This is a genomic window from Allobaileyella intestinalis (assembly GCF_009695865.1).
Classification (GTDB): domain Bacteria; phylum Bacillota; class Clostridia; order Peptostreptococcales; family Anaerovoracaceae; genus Allobaileyella; species Allobaileyella intestinalis.
The window spans coordinates 131,756-157,781 of the sequence record NZ_VUNB01000001.1 but is presented as its reverse complement, the minus strand read 5'-3'; the positions used below and the strand labels follow the sequence as shown (position 1 = coordinate 157,781).

Sequence of the window (26,026 nt, the reverse complement as noted above, 5' to 3'; positions counted from 1 at the left end):
TACCCTCCTTGAGTAAAAGAATCTGGGTCTGATTCTCTGATAAAAAAAATCTCCTCATCACAACGATGAAGAGTTCTGCTGCTGCTCCTCATCTTCCGGGATGGATACCCGTGGGAATTGGCACCTGACACCCTTTGCCGGTGTGGTTGCCGCGGGATCATCGGGCCCATTCCCTACCCCGCTCTTAATAAGGTTCGCTGGATGTAATTATAACCCAGTCTGAGGGTATGTCAATATGAATTTTGGTCAGTTTTTGTTTTATCTCTTGGTCAAGGACAGATTCCCATGGCCGCCGGTCATTGAAAAAGAGGGGCAGAGCCCCCCTTTTGTCTGCATACTTCCTAGTCTGGAAGAATGTTCTCGTCATATCCTTCTTTGATGAAAGTTTCAATTATTTTTACAGAACCCTCGATTCCTGCTCTGCTGGTGTTTATCAGAAGGTCATAGGTATCCCTTGCACCCCAGCGCATATCAGTATAGTACTCGTAGAACCGGCGGCGCTGCTTGTCTCTCTGCCTGATAGTCTTCTCCATCATGGAATCAGTAATCTCGCTTCTGGTCTTCTCGTCAAGCAGTGCCATTTTTCTCTTGATTCTGTCTTCCATTGGAGCGAACAGGAACACGCTTACATGGGTCTTATCTCTCAGAATGTAGTCTGCAGCTCTTCCCACGATTACAGCGCTCTCGTTTTCGGCAATGTCCTCGATGATCTTTCTTATTTCAACCTGGATTTTGTCATAAGGAGATGGCTGATAGTACTCCATTCCTGAGAACAGAGGACCTGCTGCAAAATCAGGAGCCTTCTCGTCATTGCTGCGGATGTAGTCTTCGTGGTATCCGGTTTTTGCTACAGCCAGCTCCAGCAGTTCAGTATCGTAGAAAGCAATTCCCAGTTCTTTGGCCAGTCTCTTGCCGATCTCGTGACCGCCGCTGCCGAACTCTCTTCCGATAGTGACGATGAATTTTACGTCTTCTGGTTTAGTTGTCATATATATCACCCTCCCCTTTTGATGCATCACAGTGCAATGCGGGTAAAAGATCTTCCGGTCTTTGTCTATATTATATCAGAATTATATCAGAAAAGAACTGCTCCCGTAATTCATTAATTTCTCACTGCCTTTTAGCCCGTAATTTCTCTGATAAACATTCTTGCAGATTTCATATCCGGAAAAATGGCCCGGGCGTTATCATCTCTTCCGCCCCCGCGTCCGCCGAAAGCTCCTGCTTTTTCCTTTACCAGTTTGCCGCATGATACTTCTCCTGAGGAAAAGAGAAGGACTGTATGGCTGCTTTCGTCAGTTAAGGTCAATAGCTTTACGGCACCACAGTCTTTGTCTTCTCCCCTTTCATTCATGACGGCAAAGCCCAGTTTTACAAGGTCACCAGCTTCCAGGCATTCATATGGAAAATCGAAGGTCTCCCGGTCTTCATCCTTCATAACGCTGAGAATCTTCTCCTTCTCCGTTTCCATCACCTTGTCCCTGAGGGAAGCGTATCTTTTTCTAAGATTTCCTTCCTTCTGCTCCTGAATATCCAGCTTGCTGATAATATCATCATCTCCAGCCGAAAACCTGTCTGTTATCTGTCTCATAAGGTCCATCTCCTGACGCATTTTCATGAGCGCCGGTTTTCCACTGTCGAAATATATCCTCGTCATACCCTTGTTGGCCTCGGCCTTGTACACTTTCACCAGGCCCACCTGCCCCGTAGAATCTGCATGTGTACCGCAGCAGGCACAGCAGTCAAGGGGATCTTCCCTGTCACCGGCAGTCACCACAGATATCATGCCATGGGCCGTAATGGGTTTACGCACCGGCATCACCGATGCAGCCTCCTTATCCGGGAAATAGTCCACATGAACAGGAACATCCATCCAGATCACCCGGTTAACTTCCAGCTCTCCCTCACGAATCATCTTATCCACTTCCGGGCTGTGAGTTACCTCCATATCGATGGTTGTGTAATCCTCGCCCATGTGAAAGCCCTTGTTCTTCCATCCGAACAGCCTGTACAGGGATCCTGTGAAGAGATGCTCTCCCAGGTGCCTCTGCATGTGGGTAAATCGACGGTCCCAGTCAAGTTCTGTTTCTACCTGGTCACCAGGAGCGAAAGTCCCCTCCGGTGCGTCTGTAACGTGGAAAACATCGCCTTCCAGGCTGTGGTCGTATACATCCACTATGGAAAAAATCTTTTTATCTCCGTCCCTCATCAGGGAGACGGTTCCCCTGTCGCAGGGCTGTCCTCCTCCTGTAGGGAAAAACACCGTTTTATCCAAAACCAGCACATCTTTTCCCTCACTATGGAAAACTTCCTCTACCCTAGATTTTATCTTGCTTTCATAAGGATTGCTTCTGTAAATTCTCTCTGTCACACTGCCCATTTTTACTTATTCTGCCTCCATAAAATAGAACAAATTGCTTTTTTGCATGTATAAAATATGTGGATAACTTCCCTTGACAACCAATTTCAAACCTGTTCAGCCTTGCAATCACTGGCATACGCGTTTTCCACTTTTCCACATAGCCGTGTTGATAAAATTGTATACGATTTTCAAAAATCCTGTGGATAAACCCCTGATAGTTGAAATCATGGGGAATAGAAACTGTTGAAAACATTTCACAAAAATCCGAACATGGGTTAACAGATAATATATTTTAGTAAATTATTTTTTTTAATAATCATCATCTGGTGATGGATCACCTGTTTCCACCATATCTTCGAAGTTGGCACCCGGCATCTGGGCAAAGGTCTGAAAGATCTGGTTAACTGATTTGTATCTTTTTACCAGTTTCATCCTGGCTGCAGCAGGAGATGAAAGTATATCCAGCTCCATCATGGAAATGTGGACCATGTCAGGACTCATGATCACCAGTTCTCCCTGTTCCGTAAACAGATAGGCTCCGTACATGTCGTTGTTCATCAGGTATTCATATGAGTCAACATAACTGTTGTCCCCATTGTATCTCACATAGAGAGTTCCATTTGGCATGAGCACAGGGAGGCAGGCATTCATCATGGGAATTTCCGGATCTTCCATTGATCCGGCTCCATCGGCAAGCCTGAAAAGAGTAATATACTCAGGCCTGTCCAGCTGCATTGCTGCTTCAAAACTGCTCATCTTCATGGCCTCTGATGACTGGCATCCCGTAATCATCCATGTCTTGTTCCGCAGCTCCAGATCAAGAGCGACCCGGTAAAGCATGTAACCATTCTCGGTGCCTGCCACAGCCTGAGTGGTGGTGGCAATAGCCTGTTTTACACTGGCCTTTACAGGCACCACCTTCTCTTCTTTTGTGCTGGCCTTCATCAGAGTCTTGATGCCGTGTTCCATCAAAGGAGATTTCTTCAGTTCCTCCAGAGGAATAGTGGTTATGGTACAGGCAGCCTCAGGGTCTCTGTCCATCATGCGCATGATGAAGTAATTGACAGTTTCCTGTTTAGAGCACCAGTCCGGGCTCACCTTCTCGGTAATTCTTTCCGGGGAGATGCTCATGTCAACACGTCCGCTGTCTTCAAGGGCTTCCAGGGTCAATTCAAGCCGCAGGCGGGCCAGTCTGTATTCATCTCCGTCAGGAGTCTTTTCCTTTTCCAGATAAGGGTTCATCTTCCCCAGAGCCTCTTTAATCAGGAAATACACATCTGTTTCATTCAGATTTACCTGGGAACCGCCCAGGGGCTCTGACATTTCCTTCCAGACCCTCATTTCACTTTTGGTGAGCCGGTGAGGTTTTTCCGGAATAACTTCATAATAGTTATCGGGCCCCAGTTCAGAAAAATCCAGATGAATAAACTGATGAACCGTTATTTTAGGATTTTCATTTTTTTTCCACTGAACGTGGAGGGCCACCACTCCCATGAGCCTGGTATTAGTACCTGTGCATCTGTAAAAATTACAATCCTTGAAGGTGTTGTAATGCTCCGAGAGTCCCCCCTCTACCACCTTGAAATTTCTTCTGTTCATATTTGCCACTTACTTGTTTCTCATAATATCAACGATTGTCTTCTCAGTTCCCGTCATTCCCGGTGATGCAACCAGCCCCATGTTCCTCATGGTTTCTTCCGGTGTTCTGCCGTTGATTCCGTGATTCCAGCTGATTGAAGCTCCATTCATGGCCAGGTCCACAGAACGCCAGATGGTTTCAACTGCTGCCACGCCTTTCATAACACAGCCCTGATTTCCTCCATCGCAGATCATTCCAGTAATGCTGGATGCCATGTTATTTATGACGTCCTTCATTTCATCAATTCCACCGCCCCTGAGCATTGTCAGCCCGCAGGCCGTTCCCGTACCTGCTGCAATAGCGCATCCGCAGAATGCAGAAAGTTTTCCTGAATACTCCTTGATGTACATGCAAACCAGGTAGCTTAAAGCCGTGGCCCTAAGAAGTGCTTCCTCACTGTAGTTCTTTACCTTGAACGCACCATAAAGAGGAAGGGTTGCTATGATCCCGTGTGCCCCTGATCCTGTAATGCTCATAGCAGGTCTGTCCAGGCCCAGAACCCTTGCCTCAATGGCTCCGTTGCACAGAAGGGAAGCTGTCCTCAGCTCATCATCTGAAAAAATTTTATTGCTGTTCATTTTGAGAAGCTGATGTGCAAAAACGGTTCTCGGGCTCTCCAGGCCGTAGTTGAACAGCTCCATGTTGACCTTAAAAGCCTCCTGAATAAATGAAATCCGGTTAATATCAACCTTCTCAGCATATTCAACCAGCTGTTTCAGACTGTATTTGTGAATCAGGGGCTCAGGCTCCTCTTCTGAAGTTCCTGTTTCATCCGGGCTTTCATTGCAGTCACCTGCTTCGGCCATCTGACTATTATCTTTTCCCGGGTCTTTGGAAAAAATTTCTTTTCCATTTTGCGTTATGGATACGATATTAGTGTGGGAATCTCTGATCGTCACTGTAACCTTTTGTTCTACGCCATCCTCATCTTCAGATACCACTGCAGCCTGAATGAAAATTCTGCTGGTGACTCCGCTCATTTCCACGGTCACCATGCCTGACTCAACCATTTCCGCTGCTCTCTGGTCATCCTCAGGGGTAACACCGGATAAGGCCATCAGACCCTTTTCCGGGTCTCCTGCCACAGCTCCAAGGGCAGCAGAATACATGTTTCCAACTCTCGTGCTGTTAGGAATTCCGCAGGTATATCCGTTCTTGTACATACCGCTGTTCAGCTTAACGTTAACTGATTTCAGCCTTCCTCCAGCATGTTTTTCAGCCGTGGCAACTGCAAATGCAATTGCTCCCGGCTCTGTAACTCCCAGGGCCGGTTTCATATCATTACGGATAAGTTCAGTTAGCTCTTCCATATCAACATGGTTCATGACGACCTCCTTGCCTGAGCTCTTATTTGGTGCCTTTCAGATATTTCACCTCGTTAGGATTAAGCTTCCTGCAGCCTCCCTCAGGAAGTCTGCTGTTAATATTTCCAATGGCAATTCTTTCCAGCTCCATAACCGGATGACCTATGGCTTTGAACATCCGCCGCACCTGGCGGTTCTTTCCTTCATGAATAGATATTTTCACGAGGGTTGAATTTTTGTTATGTCTTATGAGCTTCACCTTAGCCGGAGCTGTGGTGAATTCCTTGAGCCTGATGCCCTTTTCCATCATCTTCGCTTCTTTTATTCCCATAATGCCTTCAACTCTTGCCAGGTATGTTTTCGTCAGCTCATGGGACGGGTGTGTAAGCCTGTTTGTCAAATCTCCGTCGTTTGTAATGATCAGGAGACCGGATGTGTTGATGTCCAGCCTGCCTACTGGGAAAAGTCTTTCACCGGTGTCCGGAACAAGTTCCATAACCGTAGGTCTTCCTTCAGGGTCGCTGACAGTTGTTACATATCCCACAGGCTTGTTTACCATGTAGTAATACTTCTTCGAAGAGCTTTCAAGAACCCTTCCCTCAACTTCTACCCGGTCCCCCGGCTTCACCTCATATCCTTTTTCCATGAGAACCTGACCGTTCACCGAAACCTTGCCCTGGTCCACAAGAACATCTGCCTTTCTGCGGCTGCATATACCTGAAGCTGCTATGTACTTATTGATCCTCATAATCCTGCTGCCACTCAAAATATGTTTAAATATACTCAAACACATCGAGAATTGAAGTCCTTGCGGATACTTCTTACTGCTTCAATGTGTATGCTTTGGCGATTATAAACAATGCGCTACTCACAAGTTCTTGTACACTCCACAGTCGTTAATTCCTGCGATAGCCCGCAGTACATACTTACGTTTGCTTTCATTGTGCAACTTCGTAAGTCCAAGCATCTCTTAGATTAAGAGCAGCATTAAAATCCCTATCCTCGACATAGCCACAATCACAACGGTATATTCTATCTGAAAGCTTCAAATCTTTCTTGATAGCACCACAGCAATGACATATTTTGGATGATGGATACCATCTGTCTACGACTCTTAATTCAATACCATTTTCATCACACTTCGCTTTAAGCTTTGTTCTAAATTCATAGAACTTTTGTGCTGCAACGGCTTTTGATAGATGTCTGTTCTTCATCATTCCTGATACATTCAAATTCTCAATCGTTATATAAGATGGCTTGGTTTTCACTATCTCAGCGATTGTCTTGTTAATATAGTCAGTACGGATATTGTCTATTTTATGATGGAGTTTCTGTACCTTGAGCTTTTGTTTTTGTATATTCGTTCTTTGAGTGGGTCCTCCTTTCTTTAAATTTTCATACTTGCGTGAGAGACATCTTTGTTCTCTGCGCAGTTTCTTTTCTAATTTTTTAATTCTTGCTGACTTATTGATATTTTTATAAGTTTTACCATTGGAAACAATGGCAAAATCCTTTAATCCAAGATCGATACCAATTCCTTCATTAGAATTATTGAAGATCTTTTTATCAACAATTTCTATAAGAACCGATACATAATATCTATCCGCCTTGATTGAAACATGACCGCTTTTAATTACATACCCGTCTTTGGTGGTTGGGATATATCCTTTTTCTTTAATGCGGACCCAGCCAAGTGATGGAATATTAATTCTGTGTCTTTCGCATCGGCAATCCTTTGGATTATTCTTTACGAAGTACATTTTCACATCAGATTTGCCTTTCTTTTTAAACTTTGGAAAAGCACTCTGATGTTTAAAAAATCTTGTAAATGCAACACAACCATTTTCAATTGAGCGTTTTACAGATTTTGAACTGACTTCCTTGATCCATAATTTATCTGGATTTTTGGGAAGGTACTCATTGTTCAGCCAAACACTGAAACTTTTACCACTCATAAACTTTTCACCGTTATCGTGTAAAGTTTTGTTGTGACTGAGATAAAAGTTATAGACGTACCTACAAGTACCGATAGTCTTGTTAATTTTGATTTTTTGCTCGACTGTCGGATTTATTTCCGTCTTGAAGCTCTTTAGCAATTTCTGCATCCCCTTCTATTTGTTTTTTATACTTACGAAGACCGTACAATCTACAAGAAAAAACGTGCAGTATAGACACAATATCCTGTACAAGTTCTTCCTGCGGTGATAGTTCTTCATTATTCACTATCACTATGGCTGTATTAAACTTCATACAGAATTTTTCAAACCAATCATAACCAAATCTGGCAAATCTATCTTTATGTGTAACTATGATAGTTTTGATTTTTTGTTCCATTACTTCATCTAATAATTGATTCCACCTTTTTCGATTGTAGTTAAGTCCGCTTCCATAATCCTCAATACATTGATCTACAATGATACCTTTAGCATTGCAGAACTGACGTAAAAAAGTTACTTGGTTTTGTAAATCATCTTTTTGGTTTCTTGTAGATACTCTGGCATAAATAACAATCTGACGATTATCGTTTTCAGTAGTTATGCCCTTGAACTGAAGATACTGATCATAAGTATAATAACGCCTATTAGTCGGAGTTCGACTTGCTTTCAGAATCCCCTCTCTATCCCAACGTTGTAACGTTTTGACTGAGACACCCAATAATTCAGCAAAATCTTTTGGTTTGTAATTAGTGATATTAGATGTGTTCATAATAATATCCTCCATGAGCATATTTTAACACATTTAATCACTATTGACTATGATTTTGGTTACTTAAAGTTTCCTCCTCTGAGTATTCTTCCTGTGTCTGATGGTCTGTCTCGTGGACAGCACCTTCAAGCTGATCTGCCGTAAATCTTGTCTGCCTGTCTTCGTCAAAATTATCCAGGTCCGGAAGGTCTTTTATGGAGGAAAATCCGAATTTCATAAGGAACTGGTCGGTTGTGCCGTAGGTGTAAGGCCTGCCGATGGCGTCAGAGCGGCCGGTGACCTTGATCAGGTCTTTGTTCAGCAGATTGTCAATAACCCTCTCGCTTTTTATTCCCCTTATGGAATCTATTTCTCCTCTTGTTACCGGCTGCTGGTAGGCGATTATTGCCAGAACCTCGAGAGCTGACTGGCTAAGCCTCTTCACCCTCACCGGCGTACAAAGTTTTTCAATAAACACATTGTTCTCTGCAGGAGTTACCAGCTGGAAGGAGTCGTTGATCCGGCGGATCCTTATTCCTCCCTGTTTCTCATCGTACTCCGATTTCAGTTCCTCCAGCAGTTCCAACACATCTTTCCTGTCTGCATCCAGGGCCCCGGCAGCGCTCTTTACGTCCAGGGGTTCACCTGAAATGAACAGCATTGATTCCAGTGCTGACATTGCAGCTTTCTTATTCTGCATCATTACTTCCACCTGTATCTGTTAGTTCTATTTGCTCCTGATCTGTGTTTTCACTGTCCTCTTTTTCCCTCTGCTTCTTGCCGAAGTCAGGACCTTTTTCTACCAGGATTTCTCCAAACAGTTCACTTTGCCTGGCATCATAGCCCTGGGTCTTCATCATTTCCAGCAAAGAGGAAAAGGACAATATCATGTCGTATCTGTCCGGATGATCTGGCACCAGGTCGAAGAAGCTGACTGTGCTGGAGTCCTTCAGTTTTTCCTCAAGGAGCCGGCTCATTTTCTTTATTCTCTCTTCTATGGATTCCCTGGGACTTCTGGCCCTCTGGTACCTGGTTCGCACGTCCGTCACTCTTTTCCGCCTCTCCAGAAAATCCAGGAAGGCGCTGACGAACTTCTGGCTGCTTACATCAAGGATTTCAACCGGTGCGTTCAGGTACTGGGAAATATCCTCTCCCGGCTTGGAGAGAACGGCTTCCATGTACTCTTCTCTTTTCTGGAGCATCTCGGCAATCCGCTTCGTCCTGCGGTACTCCAGTATCCTTGCCGCAAGTTCTGCCCGGGGGTCTTCATCTATTACAGTATCCCCTTCTTTATTGACTCTAGGCAGAAGCATCCGGGACTTCAGGCGGATCAGAACTGCAGCCAGCACGATGAATTCGCTTCCCACTTCAATATCCATGCTCTCCATCTGCCTGAGATAATCTATATACTGTCTGGTTATCTCGGAAATGTTGATATCATAAATATCCATTCTGGCGTTTTCCAGCAGATACACCAGAAGGTCGAAAGGTCCTTCAAAGCTTTGAATCTTTACTTTATACAATTACTTTTCTCCCATGATCTCTCTTAGCGAAACATCATAAGGCGGACGGATCACACCTTTTTCTGTTACCACGGCAGTGATGTACTTGTGGTCTGTAACATCGAAGGCAGGGTTGAAAGTTTTAACTCCTGCCGGAGCCATAGGACGGCTGTACCATTTCTTATAGATCTCACTGCCTTCTCTTTCTTCTATTACGATTTCATCTCCTGAAGGAGTATTAAGGTCGATGGTAGATGTAGGTACGAACATATAGAAAGGAATACCGTATTCCTTTGCCAGAACAGCAAGGGCAGATGTTCCTATTTTATTTGCACCATCTCCGTTGGCAGCCATTCTGTCGCAGCCTACTACCACAGCATCCACCAGTCCCTTCTTCATCACCAGGGAGGACATGTTGTCGCAGATGAGTGTTACATCTACACCGGATTTCATAAGTTCCCATGCAGTGAGGCGGGCCCCCTGGAGAAGAGGTCTGGTCTCATCGGCATAGACTTTGAAGCCGTAACCCCTCTCCTGTCCCAGATGGAGAGGAGCAAGGGCTGTGCCATAGCCTGCCGTCGCCAGTATTCCTGCGTTGCAGTGAGTCAGGATGCCCATTCCAGGTTTGAGAAGAGACAGGCCGTTTTCTGCCAGAGCGAAGCAGCTGTCGTAATCGGTCTTTCTGATATTCTCTGCAGTCTCTCTCAGAAGATCCACAATCTGTCCGCAGGTTACTCCGGTATTCTCACCGGCTTTTTTTGCAGCCTCCAGCATTTCTGCTGTGGCCCATGAAAGATTTACTGCCGTCGGTCTTGAAGAATCCAGATAGGCCTTCGCCTCTTCCAGAGTGGTAATAAAAGACTTAATTACAGCCGGTTCTGCCTCATCTGAGATATTTTCTTTTTTTACATAATCCCTGGCCTTGATATACATTCCGTAGCCTGCTGCCACACCTATGGCCGGTGCACCTCTTACGGCCAGCATCTTTATTGCGTACCACAGTTCTTCTATGGAACCTGCCTCGTGGAATTCATCGTGGGCAGGAAGTTCTGTCTGGTCCAGCAGGAAAAGTTTGTCGTCCTGAAATCTTACGGGTATTATGTCTTCTATTGCCATTAGTGCCTCCTTGGATTTATTACTTGTGGATTACTTGATGATTATTGTTTCTCGCCCTGTTTGCTGCAAAAAACAGTTATTTCAGATACTGGTCGAATTTGTGGTCAAAATAGATTTCCTTAAGGTAGAGACCCTGGGGTGGTGCGGTGAAGCCTGCCTTTGATCTGTTTCTGCTTTCAATAATTTCCGTCATTTCCTCCGGCTGCCGTTTTCCGGCGCCGATTTCCACCAGGGTTCCGGTTATGATTCTGACCATGTTGTACAAGAAGCCATCTCCTGTTATTTCAATGGCAATGGTCCTGCCACACGAATCCCTGACTTGCTCTGGATCCGGCATTGAATTTCCCCAGTTTACTTCATTAATGGATAATTTGCTTACTGTGCGGACAGTAGTTTCCCTGGGGGTGCCTCCTGCTGTCTCAAAGCACTTGAAATCGTGGGTTCCCTGAATCAGTTCAGCCGCAGCTCTCATTCTGTCCAAATCCAGCTTTTCATTGTAAAGGAAGGCCTGATTTCTTCTGAAAAGGCTTCCGCTGGAATCTATGAGGTAACGGTATGTTTTGCCGATACAGGAGAATCTTGCGTGAAAGTCTTCAGGCATTTCTCTTGCATCTACAATCTCAATTCCTCCGTTCCTGTTGGGCCGCCCCTGTCCTGCGCTGCCAAAGCGGCGGTTAATGATCATTGGAATCTTGTCCACAGGTATCTGTTTGTTCCACCTGAAAGAGGCGCATTGCCCCAAGGCATGCACCCCGCTGTCAGTACGGCTGGTTCCTGATATTTCCACAGGTTCTCCTGCCAGGTAGCTGAGAACTTCTTCGATGCTGCCCTGAACAGTAGGATGATCAGGCTGTCTCTGCCAGCCCCGGTAATCAGTACCATCGTATCTAATCTTCAACAATATGTTGTGTTCTTTGTTATTCATGGGCCTATTATACATGAAAACATTCACACCGTAAACGAAGGCCCTCAAGGCACGTTGCATTAAAAAAGGCCTGAATCTCCAGCTGGATTCAGGCCTCGATGTTCATACACTCCAATCTTATCAGCAGATTCTCGGCAGCAGTTCTCCAGTAGGCTGAGGCAGAACTGTTTCAGTGCCAATTTCTGTAAGGAGAGTAACCACTTCAGGGTGATCTTCTGTAACTTTTCCGATGATTTTTGCCCCCCTGGTATCTTCACACTGCCGAAGAATTTCCACTACTTCTGCAGCTTCATTTTCCGGCACGAACATTACCAGCCGGCCTTCACAGGCAAGATACAGAGGATCCAGGCCCAGCATTCCGCAAACTCCTGCAACCTGCGGGTCTACTGGAATCTCTGAAGAATTAAGCCTGATTCCCACCTTGCTCTGACCAGCTATCTCGTAAAGGACTGTTCCCACTCCTCCCCTGGTAGCGTCTCTTATAACGTGGACATCCGGGCATTTTTCAAGGACCTTGTTAACAGGCGCCCACAGAGGAGCACAGTCGCTGGTGATCTCAGCTTCCATCCCATAGTCGTCTCTTTCCAGCAGAATCGTTGCTCCGTGCCTGCCCACATCTCCTGTTACAATAACTGCATCTCCAGGAGCTGCCTTTGTTCCCTCAGGTGATACTCCGGCCATTATCTCACCTACTCCTGTGGTGGTAATGAAGATTCCGTCCACCTGGCCTTTTCCTGCCACTTTTGTGTCTCCAGACACAATGTGAACACCTGCCTTGGCTGCTGTTTCAGCCATGGATTTCACGTAGCGTTCCAGAGTCTCTACAGGGAACCCTTCTTCTATTACGCAGGCACATGAAATATAAAGAGGTTTTGCACCCATACATGCCAGGTCATTGACCGTTCCGCATATGCTGAGCTTTCCAATATTCCCCCCTGGAAACTCCCTTGGAGATACTATAAATCCGTCTGTTGACATGGCCATTCTCCCTGCAGGAGGCTGGAGAACTGCTGCATCGTCTGCAGTGAGATATGGACTGTCAAAATATTTCTTGAAAATATCATGAATCAGCTCTGAGGTCTGTTTGCCCCCTGCTCCGTGGGCCATGGTAATGAATTTTTCCATTGGAATCGCCTGCTTTCTGTTTTATCTGTACGTTCTTCCGAATATCCGGCACTTCACCAGCCGCCGGCTCCGGTTTATTTAATGAAATCTAATTTGCCGTATTTGTAGTAGGCAGAGCATGTGCCCTCTCCTGAAACCATACATGCACCCACCGGATGCTCCGGAGTACATACTTTTCCATAAAGAGGACAGTCATAAGGTTTAATTTGTCCCAGAAGGATCTCTCCGCAGCGACATCCCGGACTGGTAACCCCGTTCATTTCAGGAATGGAGAACTTTTTCCTGGCATCGTAACTGCTGTACTCTTCCTTCAGTCTCATACCTGAATCGTGAATGACTCCCAGGCCTCTCCACTCAGCGTCACAAGGCTCCATCACCCTGTTTACAATTACTCTGGAAGGTCTGCTTCCCTCTTCCGTAACCACTCTCGGATAGCAGTTTTCTGCAAAAGGCTTTCCCTCTCCCAGCTTCTTGATTATTGTAGCCAGTGCGGTGATTATCTCACTTGCCGTAAAACCTGTTACTGCTCCTGAAATGCCGTAGTCCCTTGCCAGTTCCCGGTATACCCCCATTCCGGTCATTGTGCTTACATGGCCGGGATACATATAGGCGTCTGCGCTGGTTTTCAGCTGGATGTAGGCGTTTCTCATGGTTTTGTTTGCCGTCAGAAGAGAGAAGTTTGTAATTCCTTCTTTTACAGCTTTTTCAAGTGCTATGCACGCTCCTGGAGTGGTAGTCTCGAAGCCTACTGCCAGAAATACCACCTCTCTGTCTGGATTTTCCCCGGCAATCTTTACGGCATCTACGGGAGAATAGACAGTTTTAATAGTTCCACCTTTTCCTCTTGCCTGCCACATGCTCATCTCTGATCCCGGAACCCTTACAAGGTCCCCAAATGTACAGATTATGGCATTTTTTTCCAATGCAAGATACACTGCCTCATCTATATAAGACATAGGAGTGACGCACACCGGACATCCCGGTCCTGAAATAAGCTGGATGTTATCAGGCAGAATGGATCTTATCCCCAGCCTGAATATTTCGTGGGTATGAGTTCCGCACACTTCCATTATTCTTATTTCGGGCCCACTGTAATTTTCAACTATAGAGCGGGCCCTGATTACAGAACTTTTTTCGTTGTCAGTCATTTTATATCTCCGTGAGCATCTGATTCCGCGGGGCTAGTTTATTCCAGCCATTACCTGATCTGCTTCTTCTGCATCATCTGATCCTATCCTTGCTATTGCAACACCTGCATGGACCATTACGTAATCTCCCGGAACCAGATTCTCCACCAGTTCCGCTGAAACTGTACGTTTTACTCCTGAAGCGTCAACAACAGCCATGCCGTCTTTAATCTCGGCAACCTTTGCCGGCAATCCTACACACATTTCTGCACCTCTCTTTTTCTGTGATTTTAGTATTTGTTCTCACGGCCTTCACTCATCATTCTGTGCATGCCTATGGCCGCCTGTCCCAGAGAGATTCCCCCGTCATTAGGTGGAACCTGGGAGTGAAGAAGGACCCTGAAGCCTTTTTCCTCAAGGGAGTCAGAAAGCATCTCCACCAAGAGTGTATTCTGCATTACTCCCCCGCTGAGAGCCACCGTTTCCAGCTGGTACTTGCTGCGAACCTGGCAGCATCCCTCTACGGTCATATCCGCCAGCACCCGGTGAAAGACAAAGGCCAGTTTCTGGCCCCATTTTTCCAGTTCCTGAGGATTTTCCGTATCATCGGCTGTTTCGGATATTTTTTTCCCTATCCAGCGGAACAGCTGGTCTGTCCTCATTGTAAAATCCGGTTTGTACTCCCCGTCTTTGCCTTCACAGAATCTGAGAAGACCTCCTGAAAGGGAAATATCCCAGCGGCACTTCCGGGCTAACTCAGCAGCATCTTCGTCGGTCTTCATCTTTTCAGCACTGAACTGAAGCTCCATAGATGCCTGCCCTTCATATGTGGAATTGGAACGCACTCCCAGTATAGCACTTATGCTGTCAAAGAGTCTGCCGCAGCTTGTGGATCTTACTGCATTGACCCCCCTGTTCTTCATAAACTCTATAGCTCTTCTTCCCTGAGGGGTACCCAGGCCCAGTTCTTCCGCAATGGCGGAATCCATTGAAGCTGCTATTCTCCAGCCTTCCTTTGAGGCCATGTCTCCGCCGGCATGAACAAAGGGTTCTATTGAACCTTCTCTGGAATAGCCCTCTAGGTCTGCTACCAGTATTTCACCGCCCCAGATTGTGCCATCAGGGCCGTAGCCAGTTCCATCATATGACACGCCAATAACCGGATCCGTATATCCATTTTCCGCCATACATGAAGCCACATGGGCGTAGTGATGCTGGACTTTGAACAAGGGAATCCTTTTTCTCTCGGCCATCTTCTCAGCCACCTCCACTGAGTGGTAGGCTGGATGCAGGTCGCACACTACAGCCTCCGGCTCTATTTCCAAAAGCCTTTCCATCCGTTCCACAGCCTGGTTTAAAGCTTTTATTGTCCTTACGTCAGCCACATCTCCGATGTATGGAGACAGATAATACATGTCTTCCTTCCCAAGGCAAAAAGTATTTTTCAGCTCTCCCCCTACAGCCAGGATTCCGTGAGGAATTTCCACCGGCATTATTACAGGCAGCGGTGCATATCCTCTGGATCTTCTTATCATGTAAGGTCTGTCATGGAAAAAAGACATTACTGTGTCATCTGCCCTGATCCTGATTTTCCTTCCATTAGAAAGGATTCCGTCTGACAGATCACTGAGAAATTCCGCCGCTTCCAGGTCATCCATGGATATTGGGGCCCCTGATGGATTACCGCTGGTCATTACCAGCACATCAGTCATAGGCTTTCCGTCAGGATAATCAAAGAGGAGCATCTGAACCGGCGCATAGGGAAGCATCACTCCCATATTGGGATTTCCCGGCGCCACTGAAGGTGCCGCCAATGGTTCTCCACTTAATTCAGAATTTTTTCCATAAGCCTTCTTCTCCAGAAGAATTATAGGTTTCTGGGGGCCTGTCAGGAGTTTCTCCTGGGCTTCTGAATACCTGCACTCCCGGCCAACAGTTTCCATGTTCTTCATCATTACCGCAAAAGGTTTTGCATCCCTGTGCTTCAGCTGGCGAAGGCGCTGAACGGCTTCTTCATCTGAGGCATCGCAGCAAAGGTGAAAACCACCTATGCCCTTGACCGCCAGAATGCCTCCATTTCTGATTATTTCTCTGGCCTTTATTATAGACTCCCTGTTTCCTGTTACCGGGCGGCTGCCGTCCTTCTCCAGGAAGTACAGCTCCGGTCCGCAGTGGTTGCAGCACACAGGCTGGGCGTGATATCTCCTGGTCCGTGGGCTGGTGTATTCCTCCCTGCACTCCGGGCACATAGGAAACTCTCCCATGCTGGTCCTTTCCCTGTCGTAGGGCATGGAATCCAGAATGGTGAGCCGCGGGCCGCAGGAAGTGCAGTTAATAAATGGATGAAGATACCTTCTGTCCTTGGGGTCAAAAAGCTCCCTGGTGCATTCCGGGCAGGTGGCTATATCCGGGGAAACGAAGACCAGTCCCTGGTCTTTGCGGCTGGATACAATATGGAATCCCTTATCGTCGTCTTTCAGATTTTCCGGATCCTGGATTTCCGGCTCTTCATCCCATGTTTTTATCTTCAGAATCACCGATCTGTCCGGAGCCTTCTCTCTCAGATCTCTCAGAAAGTTTTCCATTTCATCTGACTTGCCTGTTCCGTGTATTTCCACGTAAGATCCTCTGTTGCAGACCCATCCTGTAATACCGTTTTCTCTGGCCGTCTTTGCCACAAAGGGCCGGAACCCGACGCCCTGGACGATACCGTAAATTTTAATCAGAAGTCCGCTGTATTCGCCTTTCATACTAATTCACCAGCTTTTTGCCAGAAATCTTCCTCTGTCCTGATTCCAGCCAGCTCCCCGGACGCTACATAATGTGGAAGGGAAAGATAAATTCCTTTATATCCTGGCAGGGCACGCCTGTATACCGGATCTCCAAGAACCATGTCGTAATTTCCACCAAAGACCATTTCTGTCAGATCTCTCTCCTGCCTCAAACTTCCGTCTCCCTGTTCCATCAGCTCTTTCCTTGTCATGAACCAGGTTGCGCACTGGATTTCCGGGAGAGAACCACCGGAGAACTTCTCATCATTCTCAAAGGCTTTTCTCAGACCGTTCCTCAGGGAATCGGCAAATACCTGCTGGTGGATGATCAGGATTTTTGATGGCATCCTGCCTTCATTGTTCCTGATGATTTTCCTGGCCAGGCCGGAAACATCTTCTCCTCCCAGGGGGTACATGGTCCTGAAGGGAATGCCGAACCTGTCGTTCATATAAAGGGCAGGTTTCATTCCTGAAGGGGAAACTACTATTATCTCATTTAACTTTCCGGCATCCTTCAGATTCTCAAATCTGTCCCCTCTGCCGAAGACTACCACCTCTGCCTCATCAGGGAGAATGCCGTTTTTTTTCAGCATCTTTTCTATCTCCAGGTGACTGTCTGAACCTAGGGTGTCAAGGGGAGTTGCTCCAAGGACGCCGGCCAGATATCTGCCGGAATTCCACTTGACAGAAGCTTCTTCTGGAACATCTTCTGCGAACTGTTTGAAAAGCTGCATATATGCTTTCTCCTGCCCTTTGTCGTAGAGCTCCAGCCCGTTAGTTTCCACAGGCACTACAGGCAGTCCGTAGTCTTTTTCCATCAGCTTCTTAAGGGCTCTGTAGTCAGTTGCAATCACCGACGGCACCGGCGTGCCGATCAGTCCCACAAAGGCCGGGCTCACGTCCTCCAGGGCCTTTCCTGTCTTTTCTATGAGCAGCTGGTCTCTTCCCAGTATGGCATCCATGTCTCTAAGGCCAGCACTGAAAATGGCACTGGTCTTTGTCATCCACCGTGGCTCATCATATCCGCAGATATTTCCTACACATCCGCCTGCATCAAGGATTTCCAGCATTCCCCCGTACTCGTAAAGGACGGAGCAGGCTCCGCTCTGGTCCGGTGTGAAAGGTGACATAAACAGCCTCATTCCCTTTGGTCCCCGGTTCTCCGGATCAGCATAGGGATTGTATTCTTCCTTTACACCAGTCTCTTTCTCTGCAGGGCAGCCCTGTATCTTCGGATCAGGGAAAGATATTTTTTCCGGAAGAGCCAATCTGTTATCCTGCTCAAAAGCCTCTCTCACAGATTTGAGAAGCTCTATGAACCCGCTGTAGCCAAATGGCTGGTCTTCCTGGTTCCAAGGCACATTGGGAACCTCCGGATAATAATAAGCTCCGTCCATTCCAAGAGTCAGATCCACATCACCTGCTTCTCTGTAATTGATCATTGACGGACTGAGGGTGGCGTAGAATTTCACCTCAGGGTCCAGCTGTGCCAGCTCCCTGATATATGGAAAATCTTCTTCCCCCTGATTGGCAAATACGGCTGTGACTTTCAAGCCCAATCTGGTGAAGGCCAGAGCCATTTCTGCAGGACTGCCGTCAACCACCTGTCCGATTGCCAGTCTCCTGCCACTGAAATCAGCCTTGAACTTCTCTGCTTCTTCAGCGGCCCGGGACTCCCACTGGTCCAGTTCAACAGATCCACCCAGAATGCCAGCCAGTCCCCTGTACTGTTTTCCTATTCTGTCAACTTCATATACCCTGGACATTTCGATAAACGGCATTCCCAGCCTTTCCTGAAGGCTCACTGCCGCCTTTCTGGCCTCCGGATGGAGGAGAATATTGAAATTGGCAGCGCCCATCTCAAGGAATTCATCCATGGTACTGCACCCGGCCACCTGTTTAACCTGGTTTATTCCAAGGCGCCCCAGTACCTGAAACAGTTCTGAGTTTTTATCAATGGAAGAGAAAAAACCGAGAATATTAGTCATTCTTGTTTTCACCGGAAGTCTCTCCAGAAGGTTGTAGATACTCTCCCTCACTGCAACCATAGGTGGATTTCTTCCTTCTCTGGTGAGAGCGTACATATAAGTAGGCACCACCTTGACGCCAGTCTCTTCCTCAGCTTTGCGGCAGACTCTTTCCAGGTCAGTACCCATAAGCGCATCTACGCAAGTGATGCAGATCACCACAGCCTTAGGATCCTGGCCCCGGCTTCTGCAGACCTTCAGAAGCTCTCTGATGACCCGTGGAATATCGGTGAGATGACGGCCAGTAACAAGGTCGTTCTCGTCCATTTCCAGGAAAAAAGTTCTGTGGCTGTAGCCTCCCATGTCTCCAAGGATGGTTGTATTCCGTCCGCAGCAGGCAGGTGCAACCAGAAGCATTACTGATTCTGGTATAACAAGGCCTGCTCTCTTCACTCCGAACCCCTGGGCTCCCGGAGAGTTGTACGACAAGGTGGCAGGTGAAGAGAAAATCAGCCCTTTACCGCTGACCATCTCATCAGGCATGGACTCAAATCCCCTGTCTGCCAGTTCTCCTGCTGTAATGTAAAAAGCTTTTCCACCCATAGTTGCTCTCCCGGCCAGAAGGCCATGTTTCTCTTTAGTTCTGTGAACTGTCGTCCAGTTCTCTCTGCTCTCTTTCTTCATGGTCTCTGATGACCCAGTCTGCCAGCTTGAAAAATGCTCCTGCAATCTCAGAATCAGGGTCTCCTTCAACTACAGTAAGGCACTTGTCCTCAAATTCCAGAATTTCCCGGCTTCTTGGAATCTCTCCTACTACAGGAATTCCCGACTGGGCAGCAAAGGCGCTGACCTTTTCTTCCTCGTTCTCCACGTTTCTGTGGTTGAAAACTATGCCCCTCACCTTGGCATATCCTCTGTCTGCAAAATTATCTACTGCAGTTTTAATGTTGTTGGCAGCATAAAGGGCCATTTTCTCCCCGGATGTGACGATCAGAATATCTTCTGCGTATCCTTCCCGTATAGGTGCGGCAAATCCTCCGCACACCACATCTCCCAGAACATCGTAAAGTACAATATCCGGCTTGAATTTTTCAAATACCCTTAAATCATCCAGCAGGTTGAAGGTAGAGATTATTCCCCTTCCTGCACAGCCGATGCCCGGTGTAGGGCCTCCTGCTTCCACGCAGTACACTCCTCCGAAGCCCTGGCGGATAATATCCTCTATTCCCGGTTCCTGGTCAAACTCCCTCATGTAATTCATGACAGGCATAACCCCGTCCCCGTGCAAAAGGTTAATAGTGGAGTCAGCCTTCGGATCGCAGCCTATCTGCATCACCTTGTATCCCTTTAATGCAAATGCCGCAGCCAGGTTGCTGGTAACAGTGGACTTTCCTATTCCTCCCTTACCGTATACAGCAAGTTTGATCATTTCATCTTCCTTTCATATTGCTTATAAGCACTTAAAAGCATAAAAAACAGCGCCGTCTCCAGGGAAACGGCGCCTATATATCTCACAAGTCTCTATATACAAATGACATACTGCACCTTCCCGCTTGGATAACCTTACAGTCAGTCTTTATTTACGGATTGTATCATCACCCATTGATGCAAGTCAACGCAGAAGAACGTTTAAAAGATAACACTGAAATACCGGAATTTCAGGTATTTTCAGCTGTTTCCGCTCATTGACAAATCATGGTCTGCTGATACAATAACCATAAATACAGATTACTGACAGGTAATGACAAGTTCAGAGCCGGAAGTGTCTTACATGAACATCAGATAAGCTGCTTTCATGAATACAGATGCTCCGCCTCAGGGCGGAGTGTTTTTATTTACTATACCGAAAGGAATTATCATGAAAAAAATCGCCATTTACGGCAAGGGTGGTATCGGCAAGTCCACCACCGTTTCAAATATGTCTGCCGCCCTGGCCGGCCAGGGTCTCACTGTAATGCAGGTGGGATGCGACCCGAAGGCTGACTCCACCATAAGCCTGAGGATGGGAAAGCCCCTTACTCCTGTGCTGGATATATACAGGAAAAAAGTCAAGGCTATAACCCTGGAAGACATGTATATCCGAGGCTATAACGGAGTTATCTGTGTGGAGGCCGGCGGTCCTACCCCTGGCATTGGCTGTGCCGGAAGAGGCGTGGCTAAGGCCCTGGAGCTTCTGAAGGAAAAAGGCGCAGGAGACATTCTGAAACCTGATGTAGTCTTCTTTGATGTTCTCGGGGACGTGGTTTGCGGCGGCTTCTCCATGCCCCTCCGCCGGGACTTTACTGATCAGGTCTTCGTTGTCTCTTCAGGAGAACAGATGGCCATTCACGCAGCAATGAACCTGGGCCTTGCAATGGACAATTTCAAGCGGAGAGGCCACAACGGCCTTGCCGGAATAATAGGCAACAAGAGAAATGTTCCTGATGAAGAGAAAAAGCTCTACCAGCTTTCGGAGGATCTGGAATGCCCTATTGTTCACATGCTTGAGTACAGCGAGACCGTGAAAAAAGCCAGCGACATGGGTCTCACAGTGAGTCAGGCCTTCCCGGGAGCTCCGGCAGCACAGGACTATCTCGCCCTGGCTTACAAGCTCATGGGAACAGCAAACGCCTGACCCCGGCTGCCTCCTGCTTATCAGCCAGAGGCCCGGCACCCACTTAAAAGGTACAAATATGAGTTTAATCACTATTGAAAATAACGGAGGCCACACATGCTTGTAGATCTTCACAATCCAGATCCTTCAGGAGCCGAAATAAAGGTAAGCCAGATAACCGAAGACGAGCCTTTCAGAGACAGCCTTGAATACACCTGCCCTTCCAGGGGAACATGGACCATCACCCATACAGCCAACCTGGTTCCCGGTGCCCACCAGATCTACGTAGGCGCTTCCGCCTGTCTTCGTGGCGTAGTCCTTTCCGCCGCAGAATATGAAGGACTGGACAGATATTCCATGGTCATGATTGAAGAGCGGGACATTCTTTCCGGAGACATGGAAGAGCTGTTCATTGAAGGAATTTCAGACATCATAGACAAACTCCCGAGAAGGCCTACTGCTGTGCTGGGATTTACAGGATGCATTCACCACTTTCTGGCCACTGACGTAGACTATATATATGACACCCTTAACGAAAGGTATCCTGACATCGATTTCATCCGGTGCTATATGATACCTACGATGCAAAAAAACGAAGTTACACCTGAAGAGTTCATCCGCAGTCAGATTTACGGCGGGCTCAGGCCCGGGGAACAGGATCCCCGTTCCGTTAACATGATTGGCAGCAACACTGCCATCACACCGAACAGCGATCACATGAAACTCCTCACAGATAATGGATACACCGTAAGGGATATATGCAAATGCATAACCTACCCAGAATACAAGGAGATGAACAAGGGATCTCTTAATATCTACTCCATGCCAGTTGCAGCCTATGGAGCGGCAGATCTGAAAAAGCGGCTGGGTCAGGACAATATATACATGCCTTATACCTGGAACATGGATGAAATCGACGAAGACATGAATAAGCTGGCCTGCAGGCTGGGAATCTCCATAAAACCCGGTTACCTGGAAGGCCGCCGGGCTCAGGCTGAAGCTGCCCTGGAGAGGGCAAGGGAGAAGCTGGACGGAGCACCTGTTGTAATCGACATGAGTTCCACCACCTGTTTCTTTTCTCTGACCAGGCTCCTTCTTTCCCATGGATTTAATGTCACCATGATTTACGGCGATGTGGTAATGCCTGATGATCACGGTGCACTGAAATGGCTTCAGGAAAACTATCCTGATCTGCCTCTCAGGGCAACAAAAAACTTCAAAAGCCGGTTCTTCCCACGGAACGCCGCCACCCTGGCAGGAGGAAGGCTGCTGGCCATAGGTCAGAAAGCAGCATATTTTTCCGGAACCACCCACATGGTCAACATGATTGAAAACAACGGCTGGTACGGATACGAAGCTATCATCCGCCTGTGCGGTGAAATGGAAGATGCCATGGACCGGGAAGACGACGTAAAATCGATTATACAGGTCAAGGGCTTCGGATGCTCTGCATAGCTGAACGTGAAAATCAGGAGCAGGCGCAACTACGCTGATTGGAGGTATATGCCGTGAAACAGGCAGTGAGAGTTCTATCTACATATTCTGCAGATTTGTTCGGAATCAATTCAGTTCTCTATGAACTGGGAGGCATGGTGGTGATGCACGACGCTTCAGGGTGCAATTCCACATACAACACCCACGACGAGCCACGCTGGTACACCATGGACAGCATGATCTACATTTCCCATATGATGGAAAACGACGTAATCCTGGGAAACGACGAGAAGCTGATAACCGACATCTGTGATGCCGCAATGGAGAAAAAGCCCCGGTTCATCGTAGTTACTGCCGGCCTCATTCCTCTGTTTCTTTCAACCGATATGAAGGGAATTGCCAGAATAATCCAGCAGCGCACAGGTATCCCCTCCTTCGGATTCACAACAAACGCCATGGACACCTATGTGCTGGGAGCCTGTGCCGCTCAGGAAATGCTTGTAAAAAACTTCTGCCATGATCCGTCTGGGTCTGATAAGAAGGAAGGAAAAATGGCTCCTGGAAAAATCAAGATCAACCTGCTGGGCGTCAACCCCCTGGATTTCTCTGTAACAGGAAATGTGGAGGCTCTGACCAGGCTCTTTGAAGAAGCGGGCTTTCAGATTATTTGCACCATGGCAATGGGTTCAACCCTGGACCATATTGGAAGAATGGGTGAAGCCGACGTTAACGTGGCCCTGTCTTCAACGGCAAGAAATGCTTCTGTTTATATGAAAAAAAAGTTTGGCATTCCCTACGTTACGGGAGTGCCCATGGGAAAATACGCCTCGGAGAAAATGATTTCCCTGATCCGGGAAGCCGCCGCAGACGGCCGGTGCCGCAGCATTTTTGACGGCCCGGACCCGTCAGCCAAAACCTCTCAGACCCACATCAGAGAAGATTTCTCATACGCAGACAACGAATATAAAAGCCGGCGGGACCCTCACAATATAAAACAGTGCGCCACCGGCGGCGCCTTCGTCATAGGCGAAGCCCTGGCTGCTGCCTCAGTCAGAACCTGCCTGGAACATGACTTTGGAATGAAAAACGTCCACCTGATATGCACAACTGAATTCACCTGCGGCCTCCTGAGAGATGGTGACCTCCACTCCCGGGAAGAAGAAGACCTGGAAAAAGCCCTGGCCGGTGCCTCCACCGTTGTGGGAGATCCTATTTTCAGCAGGATTCTTCCTGGAAACCGCAAACCGAGGAGCTGGAGCAACAGCCCCGCTTTCATCAAAGCCCGGGATGTAAAAGACCAGAACATGGATACCCTCAAGATTGCCAGCGAGGAGGATGAAAGCTTCCGTTTCGCCAACCTGCCTCACGAAGCTTATTCAGGGCGGATGTACAGAAGCAGTATTCCTGTTTTCATTGGACCGGAATTCACCGGCTGGATGAAAGAGCAGCTGGAAACTCAGCATATTATCTACAGCAACGATATTGAACAGGCCAACCATCCTTTCATAGATGTGCCGAAGTACTAGGACAAAAGGGCAAACTGTCTTACAGACATCTTTCCGGCCGGGTAAGTCCTGTGAACGTCTTTATTTTTTCCAGACATAATGATATAAGTAACTTGTAATATTTGTCCGGGGAACCGAACAACATAATCCGGCCCCAGGCCGGCTGCAGAAGGAACAGATTAACAGCAGATAAACTACAGATGAACCAGGAGGAAAAAGCATGGACAACAGAGTAGCAATTATCGGAATCATTGCAGAGAATACTGACAGTGCAGAGCAGATCAATGACCTTCTCCACCAGTATTCTCAGTATATCGTAGGAAGAATGGGCATCCCTTATAGAGAAAAGAAGATCAACATCATTTCCGTCATCATCGATGCCCCTCAGGACGACATCAGCTCACTGTCAGGAAAGATCGGCAGACTCCCTGACGTAAGCTGCAAGGTTACCTATTCCACAAACTAGAATATTTACTATTCAGAATTTAAAAGGCACTGGCTGGTCAGAACCGGTCAGTGCCAGGTTTTTATCCTACAGGCCCCTATAACCACGAAAAGAACCCGGCTCCCGCCGGGTTCTTTCAATATGCCATCAATATGCTTTCAGTTCTCACCAGGTTTTACTCGGGCTTACTTGCCGATGTATCTTGCCTCAATGTAGTATCTCTTCTCGTTGGCTTCTCCCATGGAGAAGGTTTTTCTAGGAAGAGCTCCATCTGCTGCAACTGCAGGGAAGAGCATGAACTTATCCATTGCAGGAAGCATGAATCCTGCGTTTCCATCCTCGGCAGAAAGGGACTCAACAGCCTTTGTTCCGTGGATGTAGTCTATGTCTGCATCTTCTCTTTCTTTAACAATGACGTCCAGGGCGTTCTGGAGAGCTCCTACCTCCAGCTTAGTGGAAGGACCTTCAACCAGGATAGTTCCCTTCTTCTCTCCTGTCAGGTAAGGAATTGCAAATCCGCCTTCTGGTGCAGCTGCTCCTTCCTCTGCCAGACATGCCTTGCCGTTCATTTCGTTCATGAGCTCAACGGTCTCATTTACGAGATCCATTCCGGACTGGTTCTTCTTTGCGAATACAACTCTGTGAATAGGCTCGAAGACGATTCCCTCGTCGTGGATGTTCTCAATCTCGCAGAGAGCGTATCTTGCAGGATGGTTTTCAGCCTCTTCAGGAGTGAGAGCCTTCTTCAGGTTCTCCCAGTTAGTCTTGGCTGTAGCCAGGGAATGGTTTCCGTCTCCCATGGCCTGGAAAATCACGTTTCCTTCTCCGTATTTCTCAATGGCCTTGTCGAACAGCTTTGACAGAGCTTCCTTAGCACCCTCCAGGTCCTTCTCTGCAATATATGATCCTGTAATGTGTCCGCCATTCATCATGAGATCAGTGTCGTAGATCTCCTCCTGAGGTGCATTTACCAGAGGCTCTATTACGCTCTTATCAGGATCGTCAATAAGAATCATGATGTGAGGCAGCTCCAGAGGGGCACCTGCTCTTATTCTCAGGCGAGGAGGTATTCTCTCAACAACTGTACCCTCAGTAGCTCTTGTCAGGGAGTGAGAGCCTTTGCTGAAATCATAGCTTTCAAGATCTGTGGCAATTACCAGACCCAGACGACTTCTTCCCTCTGCAGTTCTCCTGACCAGCATGCATCCTGGAGCCAGCTTTCTAAGAGTTCCGTCTTTCATGTACTTATCCATTGTCTGGCGGATAGCGGCAGTCTTCTCTGCCTCCTCAGGCTTGTTCAGGAAAATCTCAGGAAGCATCAGTCTGAGTGTTGATGGGGCATCTCCGACGATCTTCTCTACCTCTTCCCAGTACTCAGGTTCTGAAGTGTACTGATCGCAGGCTACAACTGCCCATTTCTCATAATCGGTACCCTCTGCAGGAACCATCATTTCAGGAATATGGAAACCGAATGTTCCCCAGTCATAAGTTGCCATTGCAAACTCCTCCTTCATATTTTTCTTTAT

Annotated in this window: 22 protein-coding genes and 1 riboswitch; of the genes, 4 read left to right on the top strand and 18 right to left on the bottom strand. The window is 47.3% G+C overall.

What is annotated here, in order from left to right; all coding sequences use genetic code 11:
• Nucleotides 1-85: 85 nt before the first annotated feature.
• A riboswitch (SAM riboswitch) is annotated at nucleotides 86-194 on the bottom strand.
• A 147-nt stretch (nucleotides 195-341) separates the two neighbouring features.
• From FYJ66_RS00720 to FYJ66_RS00640, 17 genes are all read right to left on the bottom strand, one after another.
• Nucleotides 342-989, bottom strand: a complete 648-nt coding sequence (locus FYJ66_RS00720) for a cytidylate kinase-like family protein (protein WP_206156936.1) — start codon at nucleotides 987-989, stop codon at nucleotides 342-344.
• Between the two features lie 131 nt (nucleotides 990-1,120).
• Nucleotides 1,121-2,380, bottom strand: a complete 1,260-nt coding sequence (locus FYJ66_RS00715; protein WP_154571609.1) for an alanyl-tRNA editing protein — start codon at nucleotides 2,378-2,380, stop codon at nucleotides 1,121-1,123.
• Nucleotides 2,381-2,671: 291 nt separating this feature from the next.
• Nucleotides 2,672-3,961 carry a hypothetical protein gene (locus FYJ66_RS00710; RefSeq protein ID WP_154571608.1) on the bottom strand — a complete coding sequence of 430 codons (1,290 nt, stop codon included), beginning with the start codon at nucleotides 3,959-3,961 and terminating at the stop codon, nucleotides 2,672-2,674.
• Between the two features lie 9 nt (nucleotides 3,962-3,970).
• A complete protein-coding gene (locus FYJ66_RS00705; protein WP_338071063.1) occupies nucleotides 3,971-5,326 on the bottom strand; it encodes an L-cysteine desulfidase family protein in 1,356 nt (451 codons plus the stop codon).
• A gap of 22 nt (nucleotides 5,327-5,348) precedes the next feature.
• A complete protein-coding gene (locus FYJ66_RS00700; RefSeq protein ID WP_154571607.1) occupies nucleotides 5,349-6,053 on the bottom strand; it encodes a pseudouridine synthase in 705 nt (234 codons plus the stop codon).
• A gap of 190 nt (nucleotides 6,054-6,243) precedes the next feature.
• On the bottom strand, nucleotides 6,244-7,410 hold the full coding sequence (locus FYJ66_RS00695) for an RNA-guided endonuclease TnpB family protein (protein ID WP_154571606.1): 1,167 nt from the start codon (nucleotides 7,408-7,410) through the stop codon (nucleotides 6,244-6,246).
• Nucleotides 7,343-7,996, bottom strand: a complete 654-nt coding sequence (locus FYJ66_RS00690) for an IS607 family transposase (protein ID WP_338071082.1) — start codon at nucleotides 7,994-7,996, stop codon at nucleotides 7,343-7,345. Before FYJ66_RS00690 ends, FYJ66_RS00695 begins: the two co-directional genes overlap by 68 nt.
• 55 nt (nucleotides 7,997-8,051) lie before the next feature.
• Complete coding sequence (scpB, locus tag FYJ66_RS00685; protein WP_235897299.1) at nucleotides 8,052-8,693, bottom strand: SMC-Scp complex subunit ScpB; 642 nt, start codon at nucleotides 8,691-8,693, stop codon at nucleotides 8,052-8,054.
• A complete protein-coding gene (locus FYJ66_RS00680; RefSeq protein WP_154571604.1) occupies nucleotides 8,680-9,513 on the bottom strand; it encodes a segregation and condensation protein A in 834 nt (277 codons plus the stop codon). Before FYJ66_RS00680 ends, scpB begins: the two co-directional genes overlap by 14 nt.
• Nucleotides 9,514-10,608, bottom strand: coding sequence for an S-methyl-5-thioribose-1-phosphate isomerase (gene mtnA, locus FYJ66_RS00675; protein WP_154571603.1), 1,095 nt, complete (start codon nucleotides 10,606-10,608; stop codon nucleotides 9,514-9,516).
• A gap of 76 nt (nucleotides 10,609-10,684) precedes the next feature.
• Nucleotides 10,685-11,509 (bottom strand): tRNA pseudouridine(38-40) synthase TruA, encoded by an 825-nt coding sequence (gene truA, locus FYJ66_RS00670; RefSeq protein WP_206156935.1) that lies wholly within the window; start codon nucleotides 11,507-11,509, stop codon nucleotides 10,685-10,687.
• A 144-nt stretch (nucleotides 11,510-11,653) separates the two neighbouring features.
• On the bottom strand, nucleotides 11,654-12,658 hold the full coding sequence (gene hypE / locus FYJ66_RS00665) for a hydrogenase expression/formation protein HypE (RefSeq protein ID WP_154571601.1): 1,005 nt from the start codon (nucleotides 12,656-12,658) through the stop codon (nucleotides 11,654-11,656).
• A gap of 74 nt (nucleotides 12,659-12,732) precedes the next feature.
• Nucleotides 12,733-13,806 (bottom strand): hydrogenase formation protein HypD, encoded by a 1,074-nt coding sequence (hypD, locus tag FYJ66_RS00660; protein WP_154571600.1) that lies wholly within the window; start codon nucleotides 13,804-13,806, stop codon nucleotides 12,733-12,735.
• Nucleotides 13,807-13,839: 33 nt separating this feature from the next.
• On the bottom strand, nucleotides 13,840-14,049 hold the full coding sequence (locus FYJ66_RS00655) for a HypC/HybG/HupF family hydrogenase formation chaperone (RefSeq protein WP_154571599.1): 210 nt from the start codon (nucleotides 14,047-14,049) through the stop codon (nucleotides 13,840-13,842).
• A 26-nt stretch (nucleotides 14,050-14,075) separates the two neighbouring features.
• Nucleotides 14,076-16,535, bottom strand: a complete 2,460-nt coding sequence (gene hypF, locus FYJ66_RS00650) for a carbamoyltransferase HypF (RefSeq protein WP_154571598.1) — start codon at nucleotides 16,533-16,535, stop codon at nucleotides 14,076-14,078.
• Entirely contained in the window at nucleotides 16,532-19,207 is a 2,676-nt protein-coding gene (locus FYJ66_RS09160; RefSeq protein ID WP_206156934.1) for a nitrogenase component 1, read from the bottom strand. Before FYJ66_RS09160 ends, hypF begins: the two co-directional genes overlap by 4 nt.
• Nucleotides 19,161-19,952 carry a nucleotide-binding protein gene (locus FYJ66_RS00640; RefSeq protein ID WP_154571597.1) on the bottom strand — a complete coding sequence of 264 codons (792 nt, stop codon included), beginning with the start codon at nucleotides 19,950-19,952 and terminating at the stop codon, nucleotides 19,161-19,163. The genes FYJ66_RS09160 and FYJ66_RS00640 overlap by 47 nt, the downstream gene beginning before the upstream one ends.
• A gap of 429 nt (nucleotides 19,953-20,381) precedes the next feature.
• Here FYJ66_RS00640 and FYJ66_RS00635 point away from each other — a divergent pair, with 429 nt between their 5' ends.
• The 4 genes from FYJ66_RS00635 to FYJ66_RS00620 all read left to right on the top strand — a co-directional run bounded on the left by FYJ66_RS00635 (nucleotide 20,382) and on the right by FYJ66_RS00620 (nucleotide 24,521).
• A complete protein-coding gene (locus FYJ66_RS00635; protein ID WP_154571596.1) occupies nucleotides 20,382-21,137 on the top strand; it encodes a nucleotide-binding protein in 756 nt (251 codons plus the stop codon).
• 96 nt (nucleotides 21,138-21,233) lie between these two features.
• Nucleotides 21,234-22,571, top strand: a complete 1,338-nt coding sequence (locus FYJ66_RS00630) for a nitrogenase component 1 (protein ID WP_154571595.1) — start codon at nucleotides 21,234-21,236, stop codon at nucleotides 22,569-22,571.
• A gap of 53 nt (nucleotides 22,572-22,624) precedes the next feature.
• Entirely contained in the window at nucleotides 22,625-24,076 is a 1,452-nt protein-coding gene (locus FYJ66_RS00625) for a nitrogenase component 1 (protein ID WP_154571594.1), read from the top strand.
• Between the two features lie 199 nt (nucleotides 24,077-24,275).
• Nucleotides 24,276-24,521 carry a TM1266 family iron-only hydrogenase system putative regulator gene (locus tag FYJ66_RS00620; protein ID WP_154571593.1) on the top strand — a complete coding sequence of 82 codons (246 nt, stop codon included), beginning with the start codon at nucleotides 24,276-24,278 and terminating at the stop codon, nucleotides 24,519-24,521.
• A 164-nt stretch (nucleotides 24,522-24,685) separates the two neighbouring features.
• Here FYJ66_RS00620 and FYJ66_RS00615 read toward each other — a convergent pair whose 3' ends face one another.
• Nucleotides 24,686-25,996, bottom strand: a complete 1,311-nt coding sequence (locus FYJ66_RS00615; RefSeq protein WP_154571592.1) for a DUF1015 domain-containing protein — start codon at nucleotides 25,994-25,996, stop codon at nucleotides 24,686-24,688.
• Nucleotides 25,997-26,026 lie beyond the last annotated feature (30 nt).

Coding starts and splice junctions, on each gene's coding strand:
- FYJ66_RS00720 (WP_206156936.1), bottom strand. CDS start 989: ATGACAACTAAACCAGAAGACGTAAAATTCATCGTCACTATCGGAAGA.
- FYJ66_RS00715 (WP_154571609.1), bottom strand. CDS start 2,380: ATGGGCAGTGTGACAGAGAGAATTTACAGAAGCAATCCTTATGAAAGC.
- FYJ66_RS00710 (WP_154571608.1), bottom strand. CDS start 3,961: ATGAACAGAAGAAATTTCAAGGTGGTAGAGGGGGGACTCTCGGAGCAT.
- FYJ66_RS00705 (WP_338071063.1), bottom strand. CDS start 5,326: ATGAACCATGTTGATATGGAAGAGCTAACTGAACTTATCCGTAATGAT.
- FYJ66_RS00700 (WP_154571607.1), bottom strand. CDS start 6,053: ATGAGGATCAATAAGTACATAGCAGCTTCAGGTATATGCAGCCGCAGA.
- FYJ66_RS00695 (WP_154571606.1), bottom strand. CDS start 7,410: ATGCAGAAATTGCTAAAGAGCTTCAAGACGGAAATAAATCCGACAGTC.
- scpB (WP_235897299.1), bottom strand. CDS start 8,693: ATGATGCAGAATAAGAAAGCTGCAATGTCAGCACTGGAATCAATGCTG.
- mtnA (WP_154571603.1), bottom strand. CDS start 10,608: ATGGCAATAGAAGACATAATACCCGTAAGATTTCAGGACGACAAACTT.
- hypE (WP_154571601.1), bottom strand. CDS start 12,658: ATGGAAAAATTCATTACCATGGCCCACGGAGCAGGGGGCAAACAGACC.
- hypD (WP_154571600.1), bottom strand. CDS start 13,806: ATGACTGACAACGAAAAAAGTTCTGTAATCAGGGCCCGCTCTATAGTT.
- FYJ66_RS00655 (WP_154571599.1), bottom strand. CDS start 14,049: ATGTGTGTAGGATTGCCGGCAAAGGTTGCCGAGATTAAAGACGGCATG.
- hypF (WP_154571598.1), bottom strand. CDS start 16,535: ATGAAAGGCGAATACAGCGGACTTCTGATTAAAATTTACGGTATCGTC.
- FYJ66_RS09160 (WP_206156934.1), bottom strand. CDS start 19,207: ATGAAGAAAGAGAGCAGAGAGAACTGGACGACAGTTCACAGAACTAAA.
- FYJ66_RS00640 (WP_154571597.1), bottom strand. CDS start 19,952: ATGATCAAACTTGCTGTATACGGTAAGGGAGGAATAGGAAAGTCCACT.
- FYJ66_RS00635 (WP_154571596.1), top strand. CDS start 20,382: ATGAAAAAAATCGCCATTTACGGCAAGGGTGGTATCGGCAAGTCCACC.
- FYJ66_RS00630 (WP_154571595.1), top strand. CDS start 21,234: ATGCTTGTAGATCTTCACAATCCAGATCCTTCAGGAGCCGAAATAAAG.
- FYJ66_RS00620 (WP_154571593.1), top strand. CDS start 24,276: ATGGACAACAGAGTAGCAATTATCGGAATCATTGCAGAGAATACTGAC.
- FYJ66_RS00615 (WP_154571592.1), bottom strand. CDS start 25,996: ATGGCAACTTATGACTGGGGAACATTCGGTTTCCATATTCCTGAAATG.